Source organism: Roseovarius maritimus, from assembly GCF_043355895.2.
GTDB classification, from domain to species: domain Bacteria; phylum Pseudomonadota; class Alphaproteobacteria; order Rhodobacterales; family Rhodobacteraceae; genus Roseovarius; species Roseovarius maritimus.
Window position 1 is genome coordinate 49,488 of the sequence record NZ_JBHFPF020000013.1, and the last position, 21,803, is coordinate 71,290.

At 59.2% G+C, this 21,803-nt stretch carries 17 protein-coding genes and 1 pseudogene; 8 read left to right on the forward strand and 10 right to left on the reverse strand.

Annotated features, from left to right (window positions below):
* Positions 1 to 498 precede the first annotated feature (498 nt).
* Positions 499 to 897: pseudogene (locus tag ACEWPM_RS17475) on the forward strand (transposase); the annotation flags it as partial.
* A gap of 158 nt (positions 898 to 1,055) precedes the next feature.
* Here ACEWPM_RS17475 and ACEWPM_RS17480 read toward each other — a convergent pair.
* Positions 1,056 to 1,856, reverse strand: a complete 801-nt coding sequence (locus ACEWPM_RS17480; protein ID WP_393963954.1) for a helix-turn-helix transcriptional regulator — start codon at positions 1,854 to 1,856, stop codon at positions 1,056 to 1,058.
* Between the two features lie 149 nt (positions 1,857 to 2,005).
* On the opposite strand from ACEWPM_RS17480, the gene ACEWPM_RS17485 reads away from it, so the two are divergent.
* The 5 genes from ACEWPM_RS17485 to ACEWPM_RS17505 are packed head-to-tail and all read left to right on the forward strand — an operon-like array spanning position 2,006 to position 6,801.
* The gene (locus tag ACEWPM_RS17485) at positions 2,006 to 3,139 is read left to right on the forward strand and encodes an ABC transporter ATP-binding protein (protein ID WP_393963953.1); all 1,134 of its coding nucleotides are present in this window, start codon (positions 2,006 to 2,008) and stop codon (positions 3,137 to 3,139) included.
* Between the two features lie 35 nt (positions 3,140 to 3,174).
* Positions 3,175 to 4,329, forward strand: coding sequence for an ABC transporter substrate-binding protein (locus tag ACEWPM_RS17490; protein WP_393963952.1), 1,155 nt, complete (start codon positions 3,175 to 3,177; stop codon positions 4,327 to 4,329).
* Positions 4,330 to 4,359: 30 nt separating this feature from the next.
* Positions 4,360 to 5,211, forward strand: a complete 852-nt coding sequence (locus tag ACEWPM_RS17495; RefSeq protein WP_393963951.1) for an ABC transporter permease — start codon at positions 4,360 to 4,362, stop codon at positions 5,209 to 5,211.
* A 7-nt stretch (positions 5,212 to 5,218) separates the two neighbouring features.
* Positions 5,219 to 6,025 carry an ABC transporter permease gene (locus ACEWPM_RS17500; RefSeq protein ID WP_393963950.1) on the forward strand — a complete coding sequence of 269 codons (807 nt, stop codon included), beginning with the start codon at positions 5,219 to 5,221 and terminating at the stop codon, positions 6,023 to 6,025.
* A 20-nt stretch (positions 6,026 to 6,045) separates the two neighbouring features.
* On the forward strand, positions 6,046 to 6,801 hold the full coding sequence (locus ACEWPM_RS17505; RefSeq protein ID WP_393963949.1) for an SDR family NAD(P)-dependent oxidoreductase: 756 nt from the start codon (positions 6,046 to 6,048) through the stop codon (positions 6,799 to 6,801).
* 176 nt (positions 6,802 to 6,977) lie between these two features.
* On the opposite strand, the gene ACEWPM_RS17510 is transcribed toward ACEWPM_RS17505, so the two are convergent.
* From ACEWPM_RS17510 to ACEWPM_RS17535, 6 genes are read right to left on the reverse strand one after another with little or no spacing between them, the layout of a single operon-like run.
* On the reverse strand, positions 6,978 to 8,567 hold the full coding sequence (locus tag ACEWPM_RS17510) for a GMC family oxidoreductase (protein WP_393963948.1): 1,590 nt from the start codon (positions 8,565 to 8,567) through the stop codon (positions 6,978 to 6,980).
* Positions 8,554 to 10,215: an amidohydrolase gene (locus ACEWPM_RS17515; protein ID WP_393963947.1), complete on the reverse strand. Its 1,662-nt coding sequence runs from the start codon at positions 10,213 to 10,215 to the stop codon at positions 8,554 to 8,556. Before ACEWPM_RS17515 ends, ACEWPM_RS17510 begins: the two co-directional genes overlap by 14 nt.
* 51 nt (positions 10,216 to 10,266) lie before the next feature.
* Positions 10,267 to 11,295, reverse strand: a complete 1,029-nt coding sequence (locus ACEWPM_RS17520) for an extracellular solute-binding protein (protein ID WP_393963946.1) — start codon at positions 11,293 to 11,295, stop codon at positions 10,267 to 10,269.
* A 23-nt stretch (positions 11,296 to 11,318) separates the two neighbouring features.
* The gene (locus ACEWPM_RS17525) at positions 11,319 to 12,128 is read right to left on the reverse strand and encodes an ABC transporter permease (RefSeq protein ID WP_393963945.1); all 810 of its coding nucleotides are present in this window, start codon (positions 12,126 to 12,128) and stop codon (positions 11,319 to 11,321) included.
* Positions 12,125 to 13,048, reverse strand: coding sequence for an ABC transporter permease (locus ACEWPM_RS17530; RefSeq protein WP_393963944.1), 924 nt, complete (start codon positions 13,046 to 13,048; stop codon positions 12,125 to 12,127). The genes ACEWPM_RS17525 and ACEWPM_RS17530 overlap by 4 nt, the downstream gene beginning before the upstream one ends.
* Positions 13,045 to 14,118 carry an ABC transporter ATP-binding protein gene (locus ACEWPM_RS17535; RefSeq protein WP_393963943.1) on the reverse strand — a complete coding sequence of 358 codons (1,074 nt, stop codon included), beginning with the start codon at positions 14,116 to 14,118 and terminating at the stop codon, positions 13,045 to 13,047. Before ACEWPM_RS17535 ends, ACEWPM_RS17530 begins: the two co-directional genes overlap by 4 nt.
* A 368-nt stretch (positions 14,119 to 14,486) precedes the next feature.
* Here ACEWPM_RS17535 and ACEWPM_RS17540 point away from each other — a divergent pair, with 368 nt between their 5' ends.
* Both ACEWPM_RS17540 and ACEWPM_RS17545 read left to right on the forward strand, forming a co-directional pair.
* The gene (locus tag ACEWPM_RS17540; protein ID WP_393963942.1) at positions 14,487 to 16,046 is read left to right on the forward strand and encodes a 4-hydroxyphenylacetate 3-hydroxylase family protein; all 1,560 of its coding nucleotides are present in this window, start codon (positions 14,487 to 14,489) and stop codon (positions 16,044 to 16,046) included.
* 46 nt (positions 16,047 to 16,092) lie between these two features.
* Positions 16,093 to 17,034, forward strand: coding sequence for a LysR substrate-binding domain-containing protein (locus ACEWPM_RS17545; RefSeq protein WP_393963941.1), 942 nt, complete (start codon positions 16,093 to 16,095; stop codon positions 17,032 to 17,034).
* Here ACEWPM_RS17545 and argE read toward each other — a convergent pair whose 3' ends face one another.
* The 3 genes from argE to ACEWPM_RS17560 are packed head-to-tail and all read right to left on the reverse strand — an operon-like array spanning position 17,035 to position 21,800.
* Positions 17,035 to 18,195 carry an acetylornithine deacetylase gene (gene argE / locus ACEWPM_RS17550; protein ID WP_393963940.1) on the reverse strand — a complete coding sequence of 387 codons (1,161 nt, stop codon included), beginning with the start codon at positions 18,193 to 18,195 and terminating at the stop codon, positions 17,035 to 17,037. It lies immediately after the preceding gene.
* The gene (locus tag ACEWPM_RS17555; RefSeq protein WP_393963939.1) at positions 18,192 to 20,279 is read right to left on the reverse strand and encodes an oxidoreductase; all 2,088 of its coding nucleotides are present in this window, start codon (positions 20,277 to 20,279) and stop codon (positions 18,192 to 18,194) included. The genes argE and ACEWPM_RS17555 overlap by 4 nt, the downstream gene beginning before the upstream one ends.
* Positions 20,280 to 20,303: 24 nt before the next feature.
* Positions 20,304 to 21,800: an aldehyde dehydrogenase gene (locus ACEWPM_RS17560; RefSeq protein ID WP_393963938.1), complete on the reverse strand. Its 1,497-nt coding sequence runs from the start codon at positions 21,798 to 21,800 to the stop codon at positions 20,304 to 20,306.
* Positions 21,801 to 21,803 lie beyond the last annotated feature (3 nt).

The following is a 21,803-nucleotide window of genomic DNA, read 5'->3' on the forward strand; positions in this document are numbered from 1 at the left end:
GCGCTGCCAGCTCGCCGAAGCGGTTGACCGAATTTCCGAACCGCGCCTGCCTTGACAGCAAGGGCGCCTGCCCCGCCATAGGTATAGAGGCCGGCAAATGCGTCAGGCCGATGCCCGCCGTCTGCACTGCGCCCGCAATCCGCGCCGAAAGCTCGCCCAGATAACTGTAGGGCGCGCCGTTCGGCTGATGATGCAGGTAGTGAAATTCGCCGAGGCTGGCATATCTCGCCTGCTGCATTCAAGGAAAACGAAGGCGGTGATCACTTGTATATTCTCGGGTGTCAGAGGCGCGGTGAAGCGATACATCAGATCACGCCATGTCCAGAAACTGTCTGTGCCAGCCAAGCGATACTCAGTCATGCGCGCCGGTACCCGCTGAAAGCTGTGGCTGTGCAGGTTGGCAAGCGGGGGCAGAAACGTATCGACACGCAGGTCATTAGTGCCGGCGCTGTCGTCTGCGGCCACATCCGTGATCGTGCCCACGTCCATGCTCAAGAGCTGAAGCAGTTCCGCCGCAACCACTCGGACCCAAGCCGAGGTCCGAACGGCAAAGGCGTCGCCAAATACCGTGCGCTGAAACTGAGCTGTCAGGCCTGCCCATTCAAAGCCAGCTACTGCCCCAACATGGACTTTCGATCCATCACCCGCGAGGAGCATGAGGACGCCCGTCAGGTTGCCCGCGAGATCGCGAGGACCGACCAATATGCCGTCTCGATGCGACTACGGAAGAAGGTCGAAATGCTCTTCGCGCACCTCAAACGTCTTCTGCGGCTGGGGCGGCTTCGATTGCGCGGCCCGAACAGCGCAAACGACGAATTCCTACTCGATGCAACCGCCCAAAACCTTCGTAAATTGGCCAAGATCCTTCCTGCACCGAAGCATGCGCGTCAAGCCTGACAAGAAAAGCGCTCGCGCTCTCTTCGCCCCGTGATTTTCTGCGCGAGCGAACCGCTGTTTGTCAACAGAACGGGCGGGAAGCTGACCTTTGGGGCTCCGGGCATCAACATCATGCAATAAAAGGTTTTCAAACGCTCCAAGTCCATCAGAAGTGATTTTCACAGCTCGTCGAGCGAGGCGATGAAGGTCGAGAACAACTCGCCCTGCGAGGTGACCCCGAGTTTGCCGTAGATGTTGCGCCGATGGATGCGCACCGTGCCGGTGGCGATACCCAGCGCATTGCCCGTGGATTCGGCGGAATAGCCCTTGAGCGTGTATTCGACAATCTCGCCTTCGCGCGGGGTTAGCAGATTGCGCCCAAAGCGCTGAAAGGACTCCTTGATCAGCTTTGACAGACGCGGCCCTTCAGAATGCGGACGATCCGAGAAATTCGAAAGTAGCCCGTCCCAATGGCGGCGCGCACATACCTCGACAAACGGAACGATCGCTTGGAGGTCGCGAAATTCGCGGGCTGAAAACGCTTTACGTTCGCGCATGCTCGATATCACCACGCTCACGCCACCGCCGACATTGATGATAAACCCTATTTCTTCGGCAAGACCGGTCTGGACATAGTAGTTCCGAAAATATTCCGCCTGATAGAATCGATCCGGTGCAAGCTCGCGCAAACGCACAAGGCGCGATGCCGTCGGGCGGTGCGAATTCAGATAAAATGGGTCGAGAAGATAGGGGCCCTCCTGATAGTCATCGACCATGACCTTGCGCTTTGAGGCCGGGAAATTGTCGTAGATATCAAGGGGGCGACTATCACGATAATAGGCGAAGATGACCGTAAACTCAAACGGTACCAGAACGCGCATCGCGTCAGTCAGTGCCTCGGGGAAGCGCGGGGTCTCCAATGTCGAAACGACCTCGGCACTTGCCGCAATCCAGTCTGAAAGTTGCAATTTCGCGTTCATCTATGCCCTTTGTGATATATACAGCCATCAGGCGTTTTTGTATCGTTTTGGACGATTGACGACATATGCCCCGACGCGCAAGGCAAAAATGATGCGCGATGTCGAGCGGGTGAGCCGGAGCGGGGAACGCGATGATTCAGGATCTGCAAATGGCCGAAACTGCCTGTGCGGATGTTTCCGCAGGAGATGCGGTTGCGGAATTTACCGGCGCCACCAAGCGCTTTGGCGCGATACTTGCCGCTGATCGCATTGATCTGCGCATTCGGCGAGGGGAGTTTCTATCGTTTCTAGGCCCATCGGGCTGCGGCAAGACCACGGCGCTGCGGATGTTGGCCGGGTTCGAAAGCCCGACCGAGGGCGCGGTCCTGATCGATGGCAAGGATGTCAGCGCGGTGCCCGCCCATATGCGTCCGGTAAACATGGTTTTTCAGCACTATGCGCTGTTCCCGCATATGACAGTTGCGCAGAATGTCGGCTACGGACTGCGCCAGCTGCGCCCGCGTATGGCCAAAAGCGATATCGCACAGAAGGTCGCCAAGGCGCTGGCCACGGTGCGGCTGGGCGAGTTCGACATGCGGCGCATCTGGGAGCTGTCGGGCGGTCAGCAACAGCGGGTCGCGCTGGCGCGCGCCATCATAAACGAACCGCAGATCCTGCTTCTGGACGAACCGATGGCAGCGCTTGATGCCAAGCTGCGCGGCGAAATGCAGCGCGAGCTGCTGGAGCTTCAACGCAGCCTGAACATTACTTTCGTGCTGGTCACCCACGACCAGGAAGAGGCGCTGTCGATGTCCGACCGCATCTGCATTATGGGCAAAGGCCGCATCGTGCAGGTGGGCAGCCCGCAAGAGCTGTATGACCGCCCGCGCAGCCGTTATGTCGCTGATTTCGTTGGCAAAGCGAACATCGTCGCGGCCCGGATCAGCGGGCGGCAGGGCGGGATGGCGCAGGCCGTGCTGGGGAACGGCACAACGGTTATCCTGCGCGACCTGCCTGCCGACACCCGCCAGACTTCCGAGATCGCCGTTCGCCCCGAGGCGCTGAGCATCGCGGCGCGGGGCGCGCCGCTTCCCGAAGAAACGGCCGCGATCCCTGCGCGCCTCACGCATCGCACCTTCCTGGGAGATCGCACCGAATACCTGCTGATGGCCGAGGGCATTGGCCCACTGCAGGTCAACGCTCCGAGACAGGCCGGAAGAGCCTCGAGCGAGCATGATGTGGGCGGGCTTGTCCATGTCCTCTGGCCGGCGGGAACGGGGCTTGTTCTTGCCGCCGACATCTGACTGATCCTGAAACGGTCCAAATAGGGAAAACCAAGATGAAAAACGACAACACACCGATTTCACGCACGGCATTCATGGAAGAGTTGCGCCGCTACCAGAAGGGTTCGGTCACACGCCGGCATTTCCTGGGCGTTACCGGCCTTGGCACGGCGTTGGCCGTGATGGGCGGTACGCTGCCCGGGCTGCTGCCGACCCGCGCCCGCGCGCAAGACATCGGCGACCGCGTGGTTCTGGCGACCTGGCCGAACTATCACGACGCCGCGAATTTCGACATGTTCACCGAAACGACGGGGGCCTACACGCAGGTCAACGTCTTTGGCTCGAACGAGGAAATGCTGGCCAAGATTCAGGCAGGTGGATCAGGCTGGGACGTTTTCGTGCCGACCAACTATGCGATCCCGACCTATGTCCAGGCGGGCCTGATCGAACCACTGGACCTGTCGAAGATTCCGAACTTTGACGCAGCGGCCTTTGACAAGCGGTTCGCCGATGCGGGCACGATTGACGGCACGGTCTATGCGGTGCCGAAGAATTGGGGCACCACCGGCATCGCCTTCAACAGCGACAAGACCGGCGGTGTGGTCGACAGCTGGAAGACCTTCTTCGACGGCGCCCGCGATCAATTCGACAATCGTGTCATGGTGCATGACTACCAGCTGACCACGATCGGCAACGCGCTGGTTTATCACGGGTTCAGTTTCAACTCGGTCGATCCCGAGGAATTGGCGCAGGCAGAAAAGCTGCTGATCGACGTGAAGCCGCATCTCTACGCGATCTCGTCGGACTATCAGCCCGCGATGCGCAACGGCGATGCCTGGCTGACCATGTGCTGGACCGGCGACGGCAAGCAGATGAACGTGGACATGCCCGAAATCGGCTTTGCCCTTGGAAAGGAAGGCGGCGAAATCTGGTCCGACTACTACGCGATCCCCAAAGGCGCCCCGCACACGGACGCAGCCTATGCGCTGATCAACTATCTGCTGGACCCCGAGGTGAATGCCCGCGAGGCGCTGGCCCACGGATATCCGGTGGCCGATAGCCGCGCCAATGCGCTGCTGCCCGAGGAACTGCTGAACGATCCGATCCTCTATCCCGCCGCAGAGGCGCTTGATCCGCTTGAGTTCGGTGCGGCAGTGACGCTGACCGACCCGAACCGCGCCGAACTTATGGCGCGCTTCAAGTCGGCCTGACGGCCAAGGAAGGGGAGACGGACGTTGGCCATGACCCAAAGACGGGCCCGGGCGCTGCTGCTAACACCGGCAGCGCTGTGGTACGCGGCACTTTTGCTGCTGCCACTGGCCGTCGTCCTGATCTTTTCCTTTGGCGAGCGCAGCGCCATCGGTGGCTACGCCCCCGGTTTCACGCTGGAGCAATACGCCAACCTGCCGGCGCGGTTCGCGGCGTTTCGCAACACCCTGACGCTTGCGCCGGTGGGCACGCTGGCGGCGCTGCTGATCGCCTATCCGCTGGCCTATTTCCTGGCGATCAAGGTCACGCCCAGATGGAAGACGATGCTGCTGGTGCTGGTGATCGTCCCGTTCTGGACCTCTATCCTGATCCGGTCTTACGCATGGATTTTCCTGCTGGGCGGGCAGGGTCTGCCCGCCTTGCTGGGGGCCTTGGGGCTTGAGGATATACGCCTGCTCAACACGCCTTTCGCAGTGCTGGTTGGCATCGTCTACGGCTATCTGCCGCTGATGGTATTCCCGATCTACGTGGCGCTGGAAAAGCTGGATCTCGGCCTGCTTGAGGCCGCTGCCGATCTTGGCACGCCGCCTTGGCGCAGTTTCGTGCAGATCACGCTGCCGCTTTCGATGCCGGGGGTGCTGACCGGGTCGATGCTGGTCTTTATCCTGCTGATGGGCGAATTTCTGATCCCCGCGATCCTTGGCGGCGGCAAGGTGTTCTTTGTGGGCAATGCGCTGGTGGATCTTTTCCTGCAATCGCGCAACTGGGCGTTCGGCTCGGCGGTCGCTGTGGCGCTGGTGGTCATCATGCTGATCACCGTCGCCATTTATACCCGCGCGGTGAAACGGTTCAGCGCGGGCCGCGACGATGTCGGTATAATGTGAGAAACCCATGAGATTTTATGCCGCCGCCGTCTATGCCTTCCTTTACATGCCTATCGGCATCATCGCGCTGTTCTCTTTCTCTGCCGGGCGGTCAGCCTCGTCGATGCAGGGATTTTCGCTGCAATGGTATGGCAGGGCGTTGCACAATCCCTTCGTGATGGAGGCGCTCTGGACGTCAGTGCGGGTTGCCTTCGTGTCGGCGATGTTGGCCACACTCGTCGGCACGGCGGCGGCCCTTGCGCTGACGGGCATGCGCGGACGGCTGCGCGCCACCTTCGATCTGCTTGTGCAGATCGCAGTGATGATTCCCGGCATCGTGATCGGTATCGCCACGCTGATCGCGCTGGTCAGCGTATTTGGCCTGATCAACCCCTGGCTGGAGCCGATGACGGGCTGGTCGCTGTCGTTGGGCGCAGGGTCCCTGATCGGGGCGCATGGATTGTTCACCATGTCACTGGTCGTTCTGCTGGTGCGCGGCCGGATGGAGACGCTGGACAGTGCGTTGATCGAGGCATCCTACGACTTGGGGGCGACGCCCTTCGGTACGTTTCGGCAGGTGACGCTGCCCCAGATCCTGCCCGCGATCCTGGCGGGATTTCTGCTCGCATTCACCTTCAGCTTTGACGATTTTGTCATCGCCTTCTTTGTCGCCGGATCCGAGACCACGCTGCCAATCTACATCTTTTCGTCCATCCGCCGCGGCGTGACGCCCGAGATTAACGCGATCGGCACCATGATCATGATCGCCTCGCTTACCCTTCTGATCGCAGCGCAGCTTCTGTTGCGGCGGTCCCAAGCGCGCAAGCGCCCCTAATTCGGCTGCAGGAGACGGCAATGTTGCAAGACCGTATAGTACTGGTAACCGCGGGCGGCTCGGGCATCGGGCGCGCCGGTGCCATTGCCATGGCGCGCGCGGGCGCGTTTGTCGTGGTGAGCGATCTGCAGAAGGACCTGGCTGACGAGACGCTGGCCCTGATCAAAGGCGCGAGCGGGCACGGGGAAGCCTGCGCGCTGGACATGCGCGACGATACGGCGGTCGAGGCCCAGATAGCGCGCGTCGTGCGCGATCATGGCCGGATAGACGTGCTGCACAGCCACGCGGGCATCCAGATCCCGGGCAGGGCCGAGGATGTGACCCCGGCCCAGATGGATGACGCTTGGGCGCTGAACGTGCGCGCTCACTTTGTCGCCTCGCGCGCGGTTATCCCGCACATGCGCGCGCAGGGCGGTGGATCGGTGATCATAACGGCGTCCAATTCAGGCTGCCAGTTCGATCGCGGTATGGTGTCCTATGCCACGACCAAGCATGCCGCCGTTGCGATGGTCAAGCAGATGGCCGCCGATTACGCGCGCGAAAAGATCCGCTTCAACGCGCTTTGTCCGGGGTTCGTGGATACGCCGTTCAACTTGGGATTCGAAACGCAGATGGGTGGGCGGGCAGAACTGGAGAGCTACGTGGCGGATACCATTCCGATGGGCCGCTGGGCCAGCACCGAGGAGATCGCCGAGGGTATCCTATACCTCGCATCGGATCGCTCGGCGTTCGTCACCGGATTGGCGCTGATCATTGATGGTGGGGAATCGCTCTGATCCTGATGGATCAGGCGTGTCCGTTATCCTATAAAATGCGACATCAGAGCTGCTTGAGCATTGGAGGCTCTGGCGGGATTGCCAACTTGTTTGCAGTGTGGCGCTTGGTTAGGCGTTGGGTATGAATACGCCATCCTCCATACCGCGTCTGAAAGGTTACCGTTTCTCTCGAGAAGTCATTGCATAACCCGCGCACATTTTTCGCCGATCATCATCGCTGGTGCATTGGTATTGCCTCCGATCAACGTTGGCATCACAGAGGCATCGGCCACGCGGAGGTTTCGAAAGCCGTGAACCTTCATCGTCACCGGATCGACGACAGACATGCAGTCTCGTCCCATCTTCGCTGTGCCAACCGGGTGATAGACCGTCAGCGCCTCGGCGCGAAGATAGGCCAAGATTTCGGTATCGGTCTGAACGTTTGGTCCCGGCAGGACCTCGCATCCATGCAGGTCTGACATTGCATCCGCCGCAAAAATCCGGCGCGCCAGTTTGATCCCTTCGACCAGTACCTGTGCATCAAAACTGTCGGAAAAGAAGCGGTGGTCAATATGTGGTATCAACTCACTGTCTTCGCGCATGATACGAATTTCGCCAACCGACTTTGGGCGAAGCACGCAGGTATGCACCGCAAAGCCATGACCCCACTCCAGCAACTTGCCGCGATGGCTGCGGTAGCCGGGGACAAAGTGAAATTGCACATCGGGCAAATCACCAGCCAAGGGGGTTTTGGCGAAGCCGCCCGCGACAACATAGTTGGTCGAAAGCTCACCCTTGCGTTTCGCTGCAAAAGCAAAGGGTGCGGCCAGCAGACGCCGCCAATTGGCGAGCGATAGTCCCAAAGTTTGCGCAGACCGGCTGCGTACGGTGATCATCCCATCCACATGGTCGCGCAGGTTTTGCCCGACGCCTTGCAGGTCATGCACGATGTCGATGTCCGCGCGTTTCAAGGTTTCTGCAGGGCCAATCCCGGATTGCATCAGCGCCATCGGAGTGCCGATGGCACCGGCGCTCAGCACAACCTCGCCGGAACAGTCGATCCGTTCCACTGCGCCCTGCCGAGCGATCTCAATCCCTGTCACGCGCCCATCCTGGACCCGCAGCTTCCGCAGATCCGCACCCGTCCAGATGGTCAGGTTCTTGCGGTGCCGGACGGGTTCCAGGAAGGCGTTGTAGGACGAAAAGCGGATACCGTTCCTTTGCGTCACGTCATAGACGCCAAGTCCCAGCTGCGACGGCCCATTGAAATCGGTGTTGCGGGGTAATTGCAGCGTTTCGCCCGCCGCGATGAAGGCATTGCAAACCGGGTTCGGGTCGGTCGGCCGACTGACGTATAATTCGCCCGTGGCTCCGTGCAATGCGGGATCCTGCCCGATCATGTTGCGCTCGAGGTCTTTGAACACTGGCAGGACGTCATCCCAACCCCATCCATCGCACCCCAGATCGCGCCAGTCATCGTAATCCTGCGCGGTCCCACGGATGTAGAGCATCGAGTTCATCGACGAGGATCCGCCCAGCATCTTACCGCGGTTGACGGGAATACGGCGGTTGTTCAGTTCCGGCTGCGGCGTGCCGACATAGCCGTAATCAAACCGCTTGCGGCCATACATTGCCAAAATTCCGGCAGGTATCTTGACGCGGGGGTCGCTTTGCCCACCACCTGCCTCGATGACCAGAACGCGGTTTTCAGGCGTGGCCGACAGACGGTTGGCCAGCACGCAGCCCGCCGACCCCGCACCGATGATGATGTAATCAAAGCTCTGCATCAGGGGATCGGTAGGTAATGCGCCCAGCGCAGATCGTCATGGCGATACTGGCGGCTTTTTCGTCATCAGCCAGGCCGTCGAGATTGCCATCAATCAGAACCAAATCCGCGGCCAGGCCCTGCTTGAGCGCGCCGCGATGGTTTTCCGTAAAGTCAGCATAGGCACCGCCCGTCGTATAGGCTGTCAAACACTCATCAAGGCTGATGCGCTGATCCGGCATTTCGCTGTCCCACGGTGTGCGGGTCAGTGCGCAATGGATCGCATAGAGTGGCGACAGCGGCGAGACGGGCCAGTCGGTGCCAAAGGCCAGCGGCACATCGCGGTCACGGATCATCCGCCACGCAAAGGCCGTGTCCCAACGTGCGCGTCCCATGATCGTGGTGGTCGGTTCCAGCGGCAATCCAGCCGATCCCGGCGGATGGACCGGCTGCATCGAGGCGGTAATGCCCAGCGGTTTCAGCCGGCTCAGATCGTCAGGCGTGATCGTGTCGATATGTTCGATGCGGTGGCGCGCATCACGCGGACCGTTGGCCCGCATTGCGGCCTCGTAGCCGTCGATCGTGGCGCGCACCGCCCCATCACCCACGGCGTGCGTCGCTATTTGCAAGCCGCGCTTGTCAGATTCGATACAAATGGCGTTGAAAACCTCGGGCGACATCAGCGGTTCGGATCTGAAACCGGCGCGGTCCGGGTAATCGGTGACGGTCAGCGCCGTCCATGTGTCGTAAACCCCGTCCAGAAACACCTTGATGCGCTTGAAGTGCAGCCAGTCTGGCACTTCATCGCCAAAAAGATCAATCCGCGCAACGCCTTTGGCGCCGTCGTTTTCATCCAGTTTCAGCGGCAAGCTGACCCGCACAGGCATAAGGCCCGCCAGCGCCAGATCCCGTATCAGGCCAGCCTGATAGGGGTTGCCGTCCATGTTGACGGCGGTGGTAATGCCGTGCTGCGCGCAATATTCGCCCGCCTGCCGGATCAAAGCACGGTCATGGGTGCGAGCATCTTCGGGGACCGCTTCAAGGCCCTTATTGTCAAGACTTTCACGACCCTTCAGCTTTGACAGTTTCTGAATCAGGGACATTGCCTCGAATTCGCGCAGCTCGCCCGTGGCAAGCCCATCGTCGCCCATCACGATTTCCGAACCGTGGCCCAATTCAGCGCCGTGCAGGATACCCGCCAGTTCCAGCGCGCGAGTGTTGGCCCATGCGCAGTGCAGGTCAACGGCAATCATGCAAATCGGGCGGGCGCTGTCGATCTTGTCCAGCATGTGCCGGTCCGGGCGCAGGTCGCCGCCAAAAACAGTGTAATTCGTGGAAAAACCCGACAAAAGGTCATCGCCGGGGTTCGCGTTTCCGAATTTTTCGAACGCCGCGTCGACCGCGTCGAAGCCAAAGACATCCGACAAGTTCAACATCGACAGCGTCGCCCCGCCCATGAACAAATGCAGATGGCTTTCAATAAAGCCCGGCATCAACTCGCGGCCATTCGCCGCTATGACGCGGGTGGCGGAGCAAACAAGTTCGGCAATCTCGTCATCGCGTCCCAGCGCCATGATCTGCCCGTCCCTGACCGCGATCGCCGTGGTGCCGTCGGGCGCGAAGAGCGGGCGCGTTCTGGCGTTCAAAATGACAAGATCAGCGTGCTTCATATCGCCCTCCCCCGAAGATGCGAGGGCCACGACAGCCCCCGCAGCGGTTGATTATTGCAACAACTGGGTCCAGACCCGTGTCACCAGGTCCTGTGCCGCTGGCGAACAGGTCCGCGACATTTCGACCGGAACAGTGGGATACAGCGCCGGCGCACTCTCTTGCGTGTATTTCTTGTCAGAGTCGATCACGGTCATCGGCGACGAATGTGCATAATGGTTCATCTCGATGGTCGCGTTTTCAGGGGTCGACATGAATTCGATGAACTTGATTGCATTGTCGTAATTCGGGGCGCCCACGGGTATGACCATGCTGTCGATCCAGCCGACAAGCCCCTCTTTGGGCATCGCGTATTCCAGCGGCGCACCCTCAGCAATCGCGCGTACGACTTCGCCGTCCCACCAGAAATGGGTCGCGACTTCACCAGAGCTCAGACGACCTTCGATGTTATCGGAAGAATAGGCCGCGACGTGCTCTTTCTGGGCCATGAGCAGATCCAGAACCCGTTTCATTTCTTCCGGATCTTCCGAACAGAACGGAACGCCCAGATAAAGCTGCGCAGCGCCGACGACCTCATCAGGATACGACAACAGTGCGATGTTCCCGGCCAATGCGCCTTCGGGCTCGAAGAAATATTTCATGCTGTCGGTCGGGCCATCATATTCAGCCGTATTCACGGCGAAACCGGCCGTGCCATAGGCCAGCGGGATCGAGTAGGCCTGATCTTCGTCCCACCACTGGTTGCGCCAACGTTCCTGAATGTTCTCATAGGCTTCCAGTTCATTTGCACCGAAATTCTGCACCAGACCTTCGTCGATCATAATGCGAAGGAAATGGTGCGATGGAACGGCAATGTCATACCCGGATGCGCCCGCCTGCAATTTGGTCAGCAAATCCTCGTTGGACGTATACCCATCCACATTGACCTGAACGTCATGTTCTTCGGCAAATTTGGTGAGCAGTTCGGGTGCGATGGATTCCGACCAGACATACAGGTTCAGTGTGCCTTCCGCCGTTGCAGCCGATCCCATGCACAGCGCAATCGCAGTCGCAGTCGCAGTCGCAGTATTAAGTTTGTTCATTGTTTCCTCCTGTTGAACAGTTGTTAGTGTTGGGTACTGTCGTTCTGCCCGCGCGCCGCGACCGTCAGCGCGACCGTTGCCAGAATGACCGATCCGACGATCAGCATGGTTGCGATCGCGTTGAGTTCGGGCGATGTGCCTGCGCGGATCAGTGAGAAAATGTAGACGGGCAGCGTCGTCGTGCCGCCGGAGCTGAGCATGTTGGACGTGATGAAGTCGTCCATCGAGATCAGGAACGCCAGCATCGCCCCCGAAAACAGGCCCGGAAAGATCAGCGGCAGCGTTACGCGACGAAAGACCGTCCAGCGCGTTGCATAAAGATCGGTCGCGGCCTCTTCGAGATCCAGCGACATGCCCTGAAGCCGCGCACGGATCGGCAGAAACGCGAATGGGGTGCAAAAGGCCGAATGAGCGATCACCAGCTTCAGCATTCCATTCTGCAATCCGATTAGAGAAAACAGGATAAGCGTCGCAACCGCCAGCACGATTTCCGGCAAAAGCAAGGGCAGGTTCACGATCGTTTCGGACAGCTTGCGGAACCGCACTTTCTTGCCCCGGATGATGGCCAGGGCCGCCAAAAGCGCGATGGTCGTCGCAACCATCGTCGCAATCCCTGCAACAATCAACGAAGTCTTGACCGACGCCATCAGCGCGTCGTTGTTCAGCGCCGAGCCATACCATTTGAAAGAAAATCCGCTCCAGACGCTGGTGATACGGTTGGCGTTGAAGGAATACAGGATCACCACGAACAGCGGCGCATAAAGATAAACGAAGAAGACGGCGCTGAGAGCCTTGAGGCCCGGATAGTGCTTTACGTCATTATACTTGCTCATGCCTCCACCTCCTTGCGCGCATTGCGCAGTGCGATCGCGATCAAGACCAGCATGACAACCACCATGAGCATCATCGCGATGGCTGCCCCAAAGGGCCAGTTGCGTCCGCCACCAAATTGCAACTGGATCAGCGACCCCATCATCATCTGCTTGCCCCCGCCCATCAGGATCGGCTCAAGCACGGCACCGAGGGCAGGCACGAAAACAAGGATCGCACCCGATGCGATGCCCGGTGCCGTCATCGGCAGGATCACGCGACGCAGGGTCGTCCAGCGGTTGCCATACAGATCGTGTGCGGCTTCGATCAGGGTGCCGTCCAGCTTTTCGATGGATGCGAACACCGGCAGAACCATCAGTGGGATATAGGTATAAACCATCGCCGCCAGCGTAGCGCCGTCGTTGTACATCAACGTCAGACCTTCGGGTGCGCCAAAAAATCCCAAAAATCGCGGTAGGGGGCCATCTTTGCCAAGGATGATCATCCAAGCGTAAACACGCAGGATCATCGACATCCAGAACGGCAACGTCACCAGAAACACCAGAATGGATTTGCGGTTTGCGGGTTGACTGGCAATGAAATAGGCAACAGGCACCGAAAGGATCAGGCACAAGAGGGTGGTGACGACAGCCAGCATGATCGTGCGCGCGATGATGATCACATATTGCGGCGTGAACTCCATTTCACCGGTCCAGCCTTCGTTGAAGAAGATCTGGCGATAACCGGATAGATCAAGCCCCCAATCAAAGCCCCCATAAGCCCCCCTGACGGAGACCGAGACAGCCCCAATGATGAAGATCGGCAGGATCAGGGCGAACCCCATCAGCAGCCATGAAGGCGTCAATCCCAGATAAGGGAGATTGACCTGACGGCGACGCTGCCTGGTCCCTGCGGGGGTATGAGTTGCGGTCAAGTCGCTCATGCAGCCAACACCCTCGCAGAACCTTCGACAAAGCCCACATGCACTGTGCTGCCCACGGCAATTGTGTCGCCTTCACGCGAGGCATTGCGCCGCGATGCGCGAATTTCAATGCCCGCCGCCGACAAAAGGTAGTGCGTGTAGCCGCCCAGATAGTGCTTTTTCACAACCTCGGCTTTGAAGTCGATACCTTGCACCTGGTCGCCAAGGTTCAGCTTTTCAGGACGTATGGACAGGGTCGCCTTGCCGGCGGGCACATGCGTCGCGGACGGCACCTTGATGACTTGGCCGAAAGGGGTGCGCACGGTCGTCGTCGTCTCGGTCGACTCAAGGACGTCGATGTCGAGAAAGTTGGTTTCCCCGATAAAATCGGCGACAAAGCGATTGTTGGGTTCCTCGTAAATTTGCGAAGGCGTGCCGATCTGCTGGATCTCGCCGCTGCCCAGAACGGCGATCCGATCGGACATATCTAGAGCTTCGTCCTGATCGTGCGTCACGAACACAAAGGTGATACCCGTGTCGCGCTGCAATGTGCGTAATTCGTCGCGCATGGCCTGGCGCAGCTTCAGATCCAGCGCGGAGAGAGGTTCATCCAGGAGCAGAACTTCTGGTTCGGGGGCCAGCGCACGGGCCAAGGCGATACGCTGGCGCTGGCCACCTGACAACTGTGTCGGCTTGCGCTTGGCGTAGGCGTCCATATGCACACGTTCGAGCATCTCACCGACACGCGACCGAATACGCGCCTTCTCCCAGCCGAGATTTTCAAGACCGAAAGCAACATTCTGTTCCAGCGTCATGTGCGGAAACAGCGCATAGCTTTGAAACACCGTGTTTACCCGGCGCTTGTGCGGCGGAATGTCCACGATATCGCGATCGTGAAGCAGGATACTGCCCGTATCAGGCACCTCGAAACCCGCCATCATGCGTAGCAAGGTGGTCTTGCCGCAGCCTGAGGGGCCAAGCATCGTGAAAAATTCGTTCTCGTGGATGTGGAAGTCAACCGACTTCAAAGCCTGGTATGACCCGAAGTGCTTTGAAACGTCTTTGACGCTGACAGCGTTTTGTTGATCCATCTGGTCCCCTCCGCATCCGGCCGACGTCGTTCGTTTTTCCGATCCGGTGAACCGAATAGACGTTACCGGACCGGCATCGGTAAATGAGTGCTTGCGGAACTGCTGCTTAGGGAGTCCCTAAGCACGATAGACACTGCTATTAGCCAAGTTTAGAAAACCTTTGAAAACAAAAACTAATACGAACAGGGTCTGCGGACGCTGGACCAAGGACAAGTTGAACTTTTTCTTCTTCCTCACACGCATTGCGCAAGAATATCCGAGTTGATTAGCCTCCACCGAAGCCTTGCGTATGAAACGCCTTCTTTTGACTTCTTCAGCAACCATGCGAGCATTGCACCCGAAAGAAGTCCAAGGCGCAGGAGACCGGCATGATCCGGACAGCTGACGATTACCGCCAGAGCTTGCGGGTGGACCGCGACATATACATGGACGGGGAGCGCGTTCACGATATCGCAACACACCGCGCATTTCAGCCGTTGGTCGATTTGCGAGCGCATCTTTACGACATGCAGCACGATTCTGCGCATCGCGACGTTCTGACAAGCACGGTCAGAGGACATACAACAACCATCGCCGCCGCACTGCCCTATTCGCAATCGGATTGGTGGGCCAAGCGGCGCGCGACGGATCGCATTCTGGGCAATATCGGCGGCATTGCCACACGCATCGGAGACGAAACCGCTGGCGAATTCTGGTCGCTTTACGATTGCCGCGATGCGCTGGTCGATCTGGACCCGCAATTTGCCGACAACATCGACAGGCTTGTCCAATCCGCGGTGCATGACGATCTGTTCAACGTCTCGGCCAACACCGACCCCAAGGGGGACCGGTCGTGCCCGCCGCAAGACCAAGACCCCGACATGCTGCTGCGAGTCGTGCGCGAAACCGACGCCGGTGTGATCGTGCGCGGTGCGAAATTCGAAACCGGTGCGGCCTATGCGGATCGCGCCTATACCAAGCCCAATATCGCCGTGTGGGGCGATGAACTGGCCCCCGAATATGCCATCGGGTTCATTTGTGATCTGAACGCGAAGGGGCTGAAATTCATTTGCCGCTCCGGGTTTGCGCGACCGGGTACCGAGCGTGATTATCCCTTATCCAACAAATTCGACGAGATTGAATCGCTGGTCGTGTTCGACGACGTGCTGGTGCCGTGGGAAAACGTGCTATTCCATCGTCAGCCGCGTGCGGCCACCTTAATCCGCGCAACGCTGCACCGCTATTCCGCCTTTGCGTTTGTGCATCGCATTCAGAAATTCGGCGATATGATGATCGGCGCGGCCCTTTTGAACGTGCGCCAGACAGGGCTGGACGAACAACAGGGCGTGCGCGACAAGCTGGTAAAGCTGGCCGTATGGCGTGAAGGGGTCCACGCACATTTGACAGCGGCGATTGCCCTGGGTGAAAAATCACCGGCAGGCCTGATGATGCCGAACCAATCCTTGCTCTATGCCGGCCGGGTCCACGCCACAACGCAATTGCACAATATGATGAATGTAACACGCGAACTTTGTGGCGGGCAGTTGTCGCTGACACCGAGCGCGGCGGCGTTCGAAGCCCCCGAAACCGAACCCTGGCTGACGAAATATTATGCCCTGAATGATGAGTGGAACGCAGAGGAGCGCCGCAAGCTGATGGCGTTTGCCCGCGATCTCGTGAGTTCGGACTACGCGGGGCACCGGTTGGCGTTTCAATTGTTCGGGCAATCGCCGACCTATGCGCAGATGGCTTCGGTCTATCATCACTTTGACTGGGAGGGGCCAATGGCGCTGGTCAGAGATGCGGCCGGTTTGGCTGCACCGGAATCCACCGCCCTGACACTCGGACCGGGAGCAAACCCCGCCGGATCGACCGGCGGGTGGCTTGATCCCACACCGCCACGCCGCGGCAAATCTCTGGCAAATCCCGACGATATGTTTGAAACTTGATCGCGACACATTAAGGCAACGTCGCGCACTGTAAACCGGAACTCCAATGCCGCTTCGCTACACGCTCAGACAATTGGAGTATTTTGTCGCCGTCGGTGAGACCGGCAGCATTGCAGTGGCATCGCAGCAGGTAAACGTATCGTCACCGTCGATTTCGGCGGGGGTATCCCAGCTCGAACAGGAATTGGGCGTCAAGCTGTTTGTGCGCCATCACGCTCAGGGACTGACACCCACGTCGGCGGGGCAAAAACTGTTGGATCATGCAAAATACGTCCTACAACAAGCTGGCAACTTTCGCGATTTGGCCGGTGATCTGTCGGGCAGCGTACGTGGCCCGCTTGCAATCGGCTGTCTCAGCACATTTGCGCAGGTCGTCCTACCAGGCCTGAGGCATAGCTTTGTAGAGCAATTCAATGACGTGCGTATCACCCAGATTGAGGCGGATCAGTCAGGGCTGTTCAGCTTGCAACGCCAAGCCAAGATCGACCTTGCGTTAACCTATGACCTTGATTTGCCGCGGGATCTCAAGTTTCTTCCGATCCTTGAATTGCCACCCCTGATCGCGCTTCACGAGACCCACCCACTGGCGCATTTGCCCGCGATTTCGGTGGATGAATTGGCACCACACCCAATGGTTCTGCTCGATCTGCCCCACAGTTCGGACTATTTTCTGTCGTTCTTTGCGGATGTCGGTCTGCGGGCGAATATCGCCGAACGCACCCGCGATATGGCCGTGATGCGCAGTCTGGTTGCCAACGGGTTCGGCTACTCCATCGTGAACATGCGCCCGCTGAACGACCTGGCACCTGACGGAAAACCGCTGCGTTTCGTGCCGCTCACCGGAGACAAGCGGCCCATGAAGATGGGCATACTCATGGGGGCCGGGTTGGAACGCCCCCAATTGCACAAGGCGTTCCTGACGCACGCTCAAAGCTGGATCGAAAATCAGGCGCACAAGCTATTGGGGGTCAAATCACCTCTTGCGTAACTACGAGCGCAGCTGGGCGAGCAAGCGATCCATCATCGCGTCACATCCGGCAAGTTGGTCGGAACTGACGAATTCATCCGCCTTGTGTCCCTGCCCCTCCATGCTGCCGGGTCCGCAAACGACCGTCGGAATTCCAAGGCCCGCGAAAAAGCCCGCCTCAGTGCCGAATGCGATCTTGGTCAGATCGTTCGAGCCACTCAGCCGCGCGACACGCTGCACCGCTGCGGCATCCGGGGCAATTTCCAGACCCGGATAGGTATTGGTGACGTCGATGTCGATGCCGATGTCCGCACTGCGTTTGTGGTAAGGCGCGGTGATACGCGCGCAGGCCCGTGTCAGACAATCTTGAAATGCCTGCAAGTCATCACGTGGCAGATGGCGCAGCTCGAATTCGATGACGGCATGTTCGGGAACGATGTTCAGCACGGTGCCGCCCTGCATGAAACCTGCATGAACGGTAGAATATGGAATGTCGTAGGCGCTGTCCTGCACGTCCGAGGCGGCGTAGTCACTTTGGATTTCGCGCAATGCGGCGATGAAATCCGCCGCCAGATGCAGCGCATTCACATAACGGGGTGCCAGCGCAGAATGGCCGGCAATCCCCCGGCAGGTTGCCCGCAATGCGGCCTTGCCCTTGTGGCCGGTGGCGGGCTTCATTGATGTGGGTTCACCAACGATGCAAAGGTCCGGTGTCCAGCCAAGTCGCTGAATGTCAGGCAACATCTTGCCAATCCCCTGACAGCCGACTTCTTCATCGTAGGAAATCGACAACATCAACGGACTGCTCAGAGATGTCTTTCCCGCGCGTTGCGCCAACGATAACATCGAGGCCAGAAATCCCTTCATGTCGGTGGTGCCGCGTCCGAAGAACTTGTCGTCCTCGCGGGTCAGTTCAAAGGGCGGGCGGGTCCACGCCTGCCCTTCGACAGGCACAACATCACTGTGCGCCGACAGCAAAACACCGCCGCCCCCTGCACCGCCAATCCGTGCAACCAGCCCGCATTTGTTACCGTCAGGTGCCGGTATCCTCCGGATGTCAAAGCCTGCCCCGTGCAAAAGCCCCTCAACGTAGTCGATCAGCGCCAGATTGCTGTCGGCGCTGATCGTGGGCATGGCGATCAGCCGGTCAAGAATGTCCAGCGTGGCGGCGTCTGGGATCATTCTGCCGCCAGTTCCGTAATCTCGCGCCGGAACGGCAACTCATCACCGATATCCTCACCATCCAACTCCCGCGCATAGCGGTGTCCGGCATAGGTCGACCACGCAATAGGCCCTGCGGCCTCGGCATCGCCAAAGATCTTGACCGACAGGATTCCCGCATCGGCCCATTCCTCCTGCCGTGCGACCAGATCGTGATAGACCTCATCGTTGCCGGTCCGTGATGCGACCATGACCACGGCATCGGCGGAATACTGGCGCATCTGGTCCGTATAGACGCAATTGCTGACCACATGGTCCGCCGCGATTTCGGTCACGCCACGGTTCAGCACGATCTCAACACCCATTTCGGCCAACCGCTTATGAATCGTCGCCTGCTCCAGGGTGTTGTTGGTCCAGTCCGACACAAACGCAGAGGGTGTTATCAGCGTTACCTTGGCCCCGTGTTTGACCAAAAGCTCAGCCAGAACGCCGCCCATATAATAGTGATCGTCATCATAGATCACCACGTTGCCACCGGGCACCGTGCCATCCATCAGATCGTCGGGTGTGTAAATCTTGGCACCCTCGGCGATTGGCATCGGCACCACATGCTGGCGCGAAACACCGTCGCGCCGCCAAGTGGCCCCTGTCGCAATGGCGATGTTCTGAAACCCGAATTCCAGAATATCCTCGGCACTCAGCTTGCTGTCGAAATACGTCTCGACATTCGGTTTCTGACTGATCTGATACTCGCGATAGTCGGCGACGCGGCCCCATGCGGACAGGCCCGGCAAATGCCGTTCGCGCGCAACCCGCCCGCCCAGAACGGTGCCGGCCTCGGCAATCGCCACGTCATATCCACGCACCGACAGCGCGCGCGCCGCTTCAAGTCCGGCAGGACCCGCGCCAACGATCAGCACATTCTCGCTCTTGCCCTTGGCGTTCATGTTTTCCGGGTGCCAGCCCTTGCGCCATTCCTCCATGAAGGTGGGGTTCTGGGTGCAGCGGCTGATCGACATGGTCATGTCGCCAGTGATGCAGATGTTGCAGCCAATACATTCGCGGATGTCCTCGATCCGGCCTTCCTCGACCTTTTTGGGCAGGAAAGGATCAGCAATGGACGGACGCGCGCAGCCGATGAAATCCAGCGTGCCATTGCGGATCATCTTGGCCATCACATCAGGCGAGGTGAAGCGGCCGACGCCGACGATGGGTTTGTCGGTCAACTCGTGGATGCCGCGCACCAGCGTTTCCTGCGCAGCCTCTTCCTTGAACCGTGACGGGCCAGAGCAATCCTCCCATGTGCCCTGGGCCAGATCCCAGAGGTCGGGCAGATCCTTGTTCATCTCGATGAAGTCGCGCACCTCGGCATTGGAAAATCCCAGATCGCCAATGGATTCATCCAGCGACACCCGCAGTGTCAGCGCCATAGTGTCGCCCACTGCATCGCGCATGTCCGCGATCACCTCGCGGGCAAATCGCGACCGGTTCTCCAGACTGCCACCATATTCATCGGTGCGATGGTTGGTGGCACGCGACAAGAAGTGCTGGAAGATACCAAAGCCATGCGCACCATAAAGGCAGATCAGATCGAAGCCCGCGTCCCTGGAGCGTTTCGCGGCGTTTACGAACCATCGGCGCAGATCCTTGATTTCTGATTTTGACATTGCGCGGGCCTGCACCGGATCATTCGTAAACGTGCGGATCGGCAGGGCCGAGGGTGCCAGCGGCACTTCCTTTGTATAAAGATTGGGGCCATTGATGCCGGAATAGGCGAGCTGGATACCGGCAAGCGCCCCGTGTTCCTTCATCTTTTCGGACATGCGGCGCAGCTGCGGAATGTCCTTGTCTTCCCACAGACGCAATTCGATGAAGGGCGTGATTTCGGAGGTGTGGTGCATCTCGCACTGCTCTGTAAAGATCACCCCCCAGCCGCCCTGGGACTTGATCCCGCGCATCTCCGCTGCCGCAGAAGGATCGCGATAGCCGCCGCCGTTGCAGTGCGGCACCTGATAAAAGCGGTTCTTTGCCGTAACAGGACCAATCGCCATCGGCTCGAACAGAATGTCGTAACGGGGATCGCGCTTGTTCGTGGTGTCGAGCATGATGTTCTCCTTGGCGATTGACCCTCAGGTCTTGTATTTGATCCATGTGGTTTTCAGGGCGGTATATTTGTCCAGTGAATGCAGCGACAGATCCCGGCCAAAGCCCGATTGTTTCATGCCGCCGAACGGTGTCTGGGCCGATAGCGCATCGACCGTGTTCACAGACACCGTGCCGACATTCAGGCGTTCGGATACACGGCACGCGCGCGACAGGTTGTCAGTCCAGACTGACGCCGCCAGCCCGTAGATGGAGTCGTTCGCCATCGCGACGGCCTGGTCTTCTGAATCGAACGGAATGATCGACAGGACAGGACCGAAAATCTCGTCGCGTGCCAGCGGATCGCCATGGCTGACATCCGAAAAAATCGTCGGTTGCACGAAACAGCCCTTGCCGTCCACCTGCACCCGCGCACCGCCTGTGACCAGCTCGGCGGTGTTCTTGCCTGCTTCGACGAAACCCATGATGCCCTGCGTCTGTTTTTCATCAACAATCGCGCCGGATTTCGACGCAGGATCCAGCGGATCACCCGGTTGCATGTCCTGCGCACGCGAGATCAGCTTTTCGACAAGCGCATCCTTGATCGAGCGCTCCACGTACAGCCGGGAATTGGCGGAACACACCTCACCCTGATTGAAGAAGATACCAAAGGCGGCCTGGTCAGCGGCGCCATCGAGGTCTTCACAATCGGCAAACACCAGATTGGGGCTTTTGCCGCCAGTTTCGGGCCAGACCTGTTTGAGGTTTGATTGCCCCGAATACTGCATGAACAGCTTCCCCGTGGCCGTCGACCCGGTAAAGGCCAGACAATCCACATCCATGTGCATACCAAGCGCCTTGCCCGCAGTAGCGCCATATCCTGGCACGACGTTCATCACGCCATCGGGCAAGCCCGCCTCGCTCGCCAATTCCGCCAGACGCAGCGCGGACAGCGGCGATTGCTCGGCCGGTTTCAGGACGACCGAATTGCCCGCCGCCAACGCCGCAGCAGATTTCCATGTGGCCATGTCCAACGGGAAATTCCACGGCACAACGGCTCCGACAACGCCCAACGGCACGCGCTTGATCAGCGCCAGATCACCCGGACCGGTGGGGGCGACCTCGTCGTAGATCTTGTCGATGGCTTCGGCATACCATTGAAAGAAATGCGCTGATCCGGGGGCGTCTACCGTTGTCGCATCCGTAATCGTCTTGCCCATATCCAGACTGTCCAGCAACGCCATTTCATCGAGATTGGCGCGGATCAGGTCCGCCAGCCTCAACAGAACGGTCTTGCGGTCCCCCGGTGCCATAAGGGACCAGCGGCCATCATTGAACGCACGACGCCCCGCGGAAACCGCAAGATCGATATCCGCCACATCACATTCCGCGACACGCGCGATCACGGCCCCCGTGGCGGGGTTGATGCTGTCAAATGTTTTGCCTGACACGGCATCGACGAATTTTCCGTCGATAAATGCCTGATTGCGAATGTCCAGCTTGGCCGCCCGGGCAATCCAGTCCTGATGGGTGTAACCCAGCATCGG

Bases quoted from the DNA above. Each gene is read 5' to 3' on its own strand.
- ACEWPM_RS17500 (WP_393963950.1), top strand. From the start codon at position 5,219: ATGAGATTTTATGCCGCCGCCGTCTATGCCTTCCTTTACATGCCTATC.
- ACEWPM_RS17505 (WP_393963949.1), top strand. From the start codon at position 6,046: ATGTTGCAAGACCGTATAGTACTGGTAACCGCGGGCGGCTCGGGCATC.
- ACEWPM_RS17535 (WP_393963943.1), bottom strand. From the start codon at position 14,118: ATGGATCAACAAAACGCTGTCAGCGTCAAAGACGTTTCAAAGCACTTC.
- ACEWPM_RS17525 (WP_393963945.1), bottom strand. From the start codon at position 12,128: ATGAGCAAGTATAATGACGTAAAGCACTATCCGGGCCTCAAGGCTCTC.
- argE (WP_393963940.1), bottom strand. From the start codon at position 18,195: ATGATCCCAGACGCCGCCACGCTGGACATTCTTGACCGGCTGATCGCC.
- ACEWPM_RS17530 (WP_393963944.1), bottom strand. From the start codon at position 13,048: ATGAGCGACTTGACCGCAACTCATACCCCCGCAGGGACCAGGCAGCGT.
- ACEWPM_RS17510 (WP_393963948.1), bottom strand. From the start codon at position 8,567: ATGCAGAGCTTTGATTACATCATCATCGGTGCGGGGTCGGCGGGCTGC.
- ACEWPM_RS17485 (WP_393963953.1), top strand. From the start codon at position 2,006: ATGGCCGAAACTGCCTGTGCGGATGTTTCCGCAGGAGATGCGGTTGCG.
- ACEWPM_RS17560 (WP_393963938.1), bottom strand. From the start codon at position 21,800: ATGCTGGGTTACACCCATCAGGACTGGATTGCCCGGGCGGCCAAGCTG.
- ACEWPM_RS17480 (WP_393963954.1), bottom strand. From the start codon at position 1,856: ATGAACGCGAAATTGCAACTTTCAGACTGGATTGCGGCAAGTGCCGAG.
- ACEWPM_RS17490 (WP_393963952.1), top strand. From the start codon at position 3,175: ATGAAAAACGACAACACACCGATTTCACGCACGGCATTCATGGAAGAG.
- ACEWPM_RS17495 (WP_393963951.1), top strand. From the start codon at position 4,360: ATGACCCAAAGACGGGCCCGGGCGCTGCTGCTAACACCGGCAGCGCTG.
- ACEWPM_RS17540 (WP_393963942.1), top strand. From the start codon at position 14,487: ATGATCCGGACAGCTGACGATTACCGCCAGAGCTTGCGGGTGGACCGC.
- ACEWPM_RS17515 (WP_393963947.1), bottom strand. From the start codon at position 10,215: ATGAAGCACGCTGATCTTGTCATTTTGAACGCCAGAACGCGCCCGCTC.
- ACEWPM_RS17545 (WP_393963941.1), top strand. From the start codon at position 16,093: ATGCCGCTTCGCTACACGCTCAGACAATTGGAGTATTTTGTCGCCGTC.
- ACEWPM_RS17555 (WP_393963939.1), bottom strand. From the start codon at position 20,279: ATGCTCGACACCACGAACAAGCGCGATCCCCGTTACGACATTCTGTTC.
- ACEWPM_RS17520 (WP_393963946.1), bottom strand. From the start codon at position 11,295: ATGAACAAACTTAATACTGCGACTGCGACTGCGACTGCGATTGCGCTG.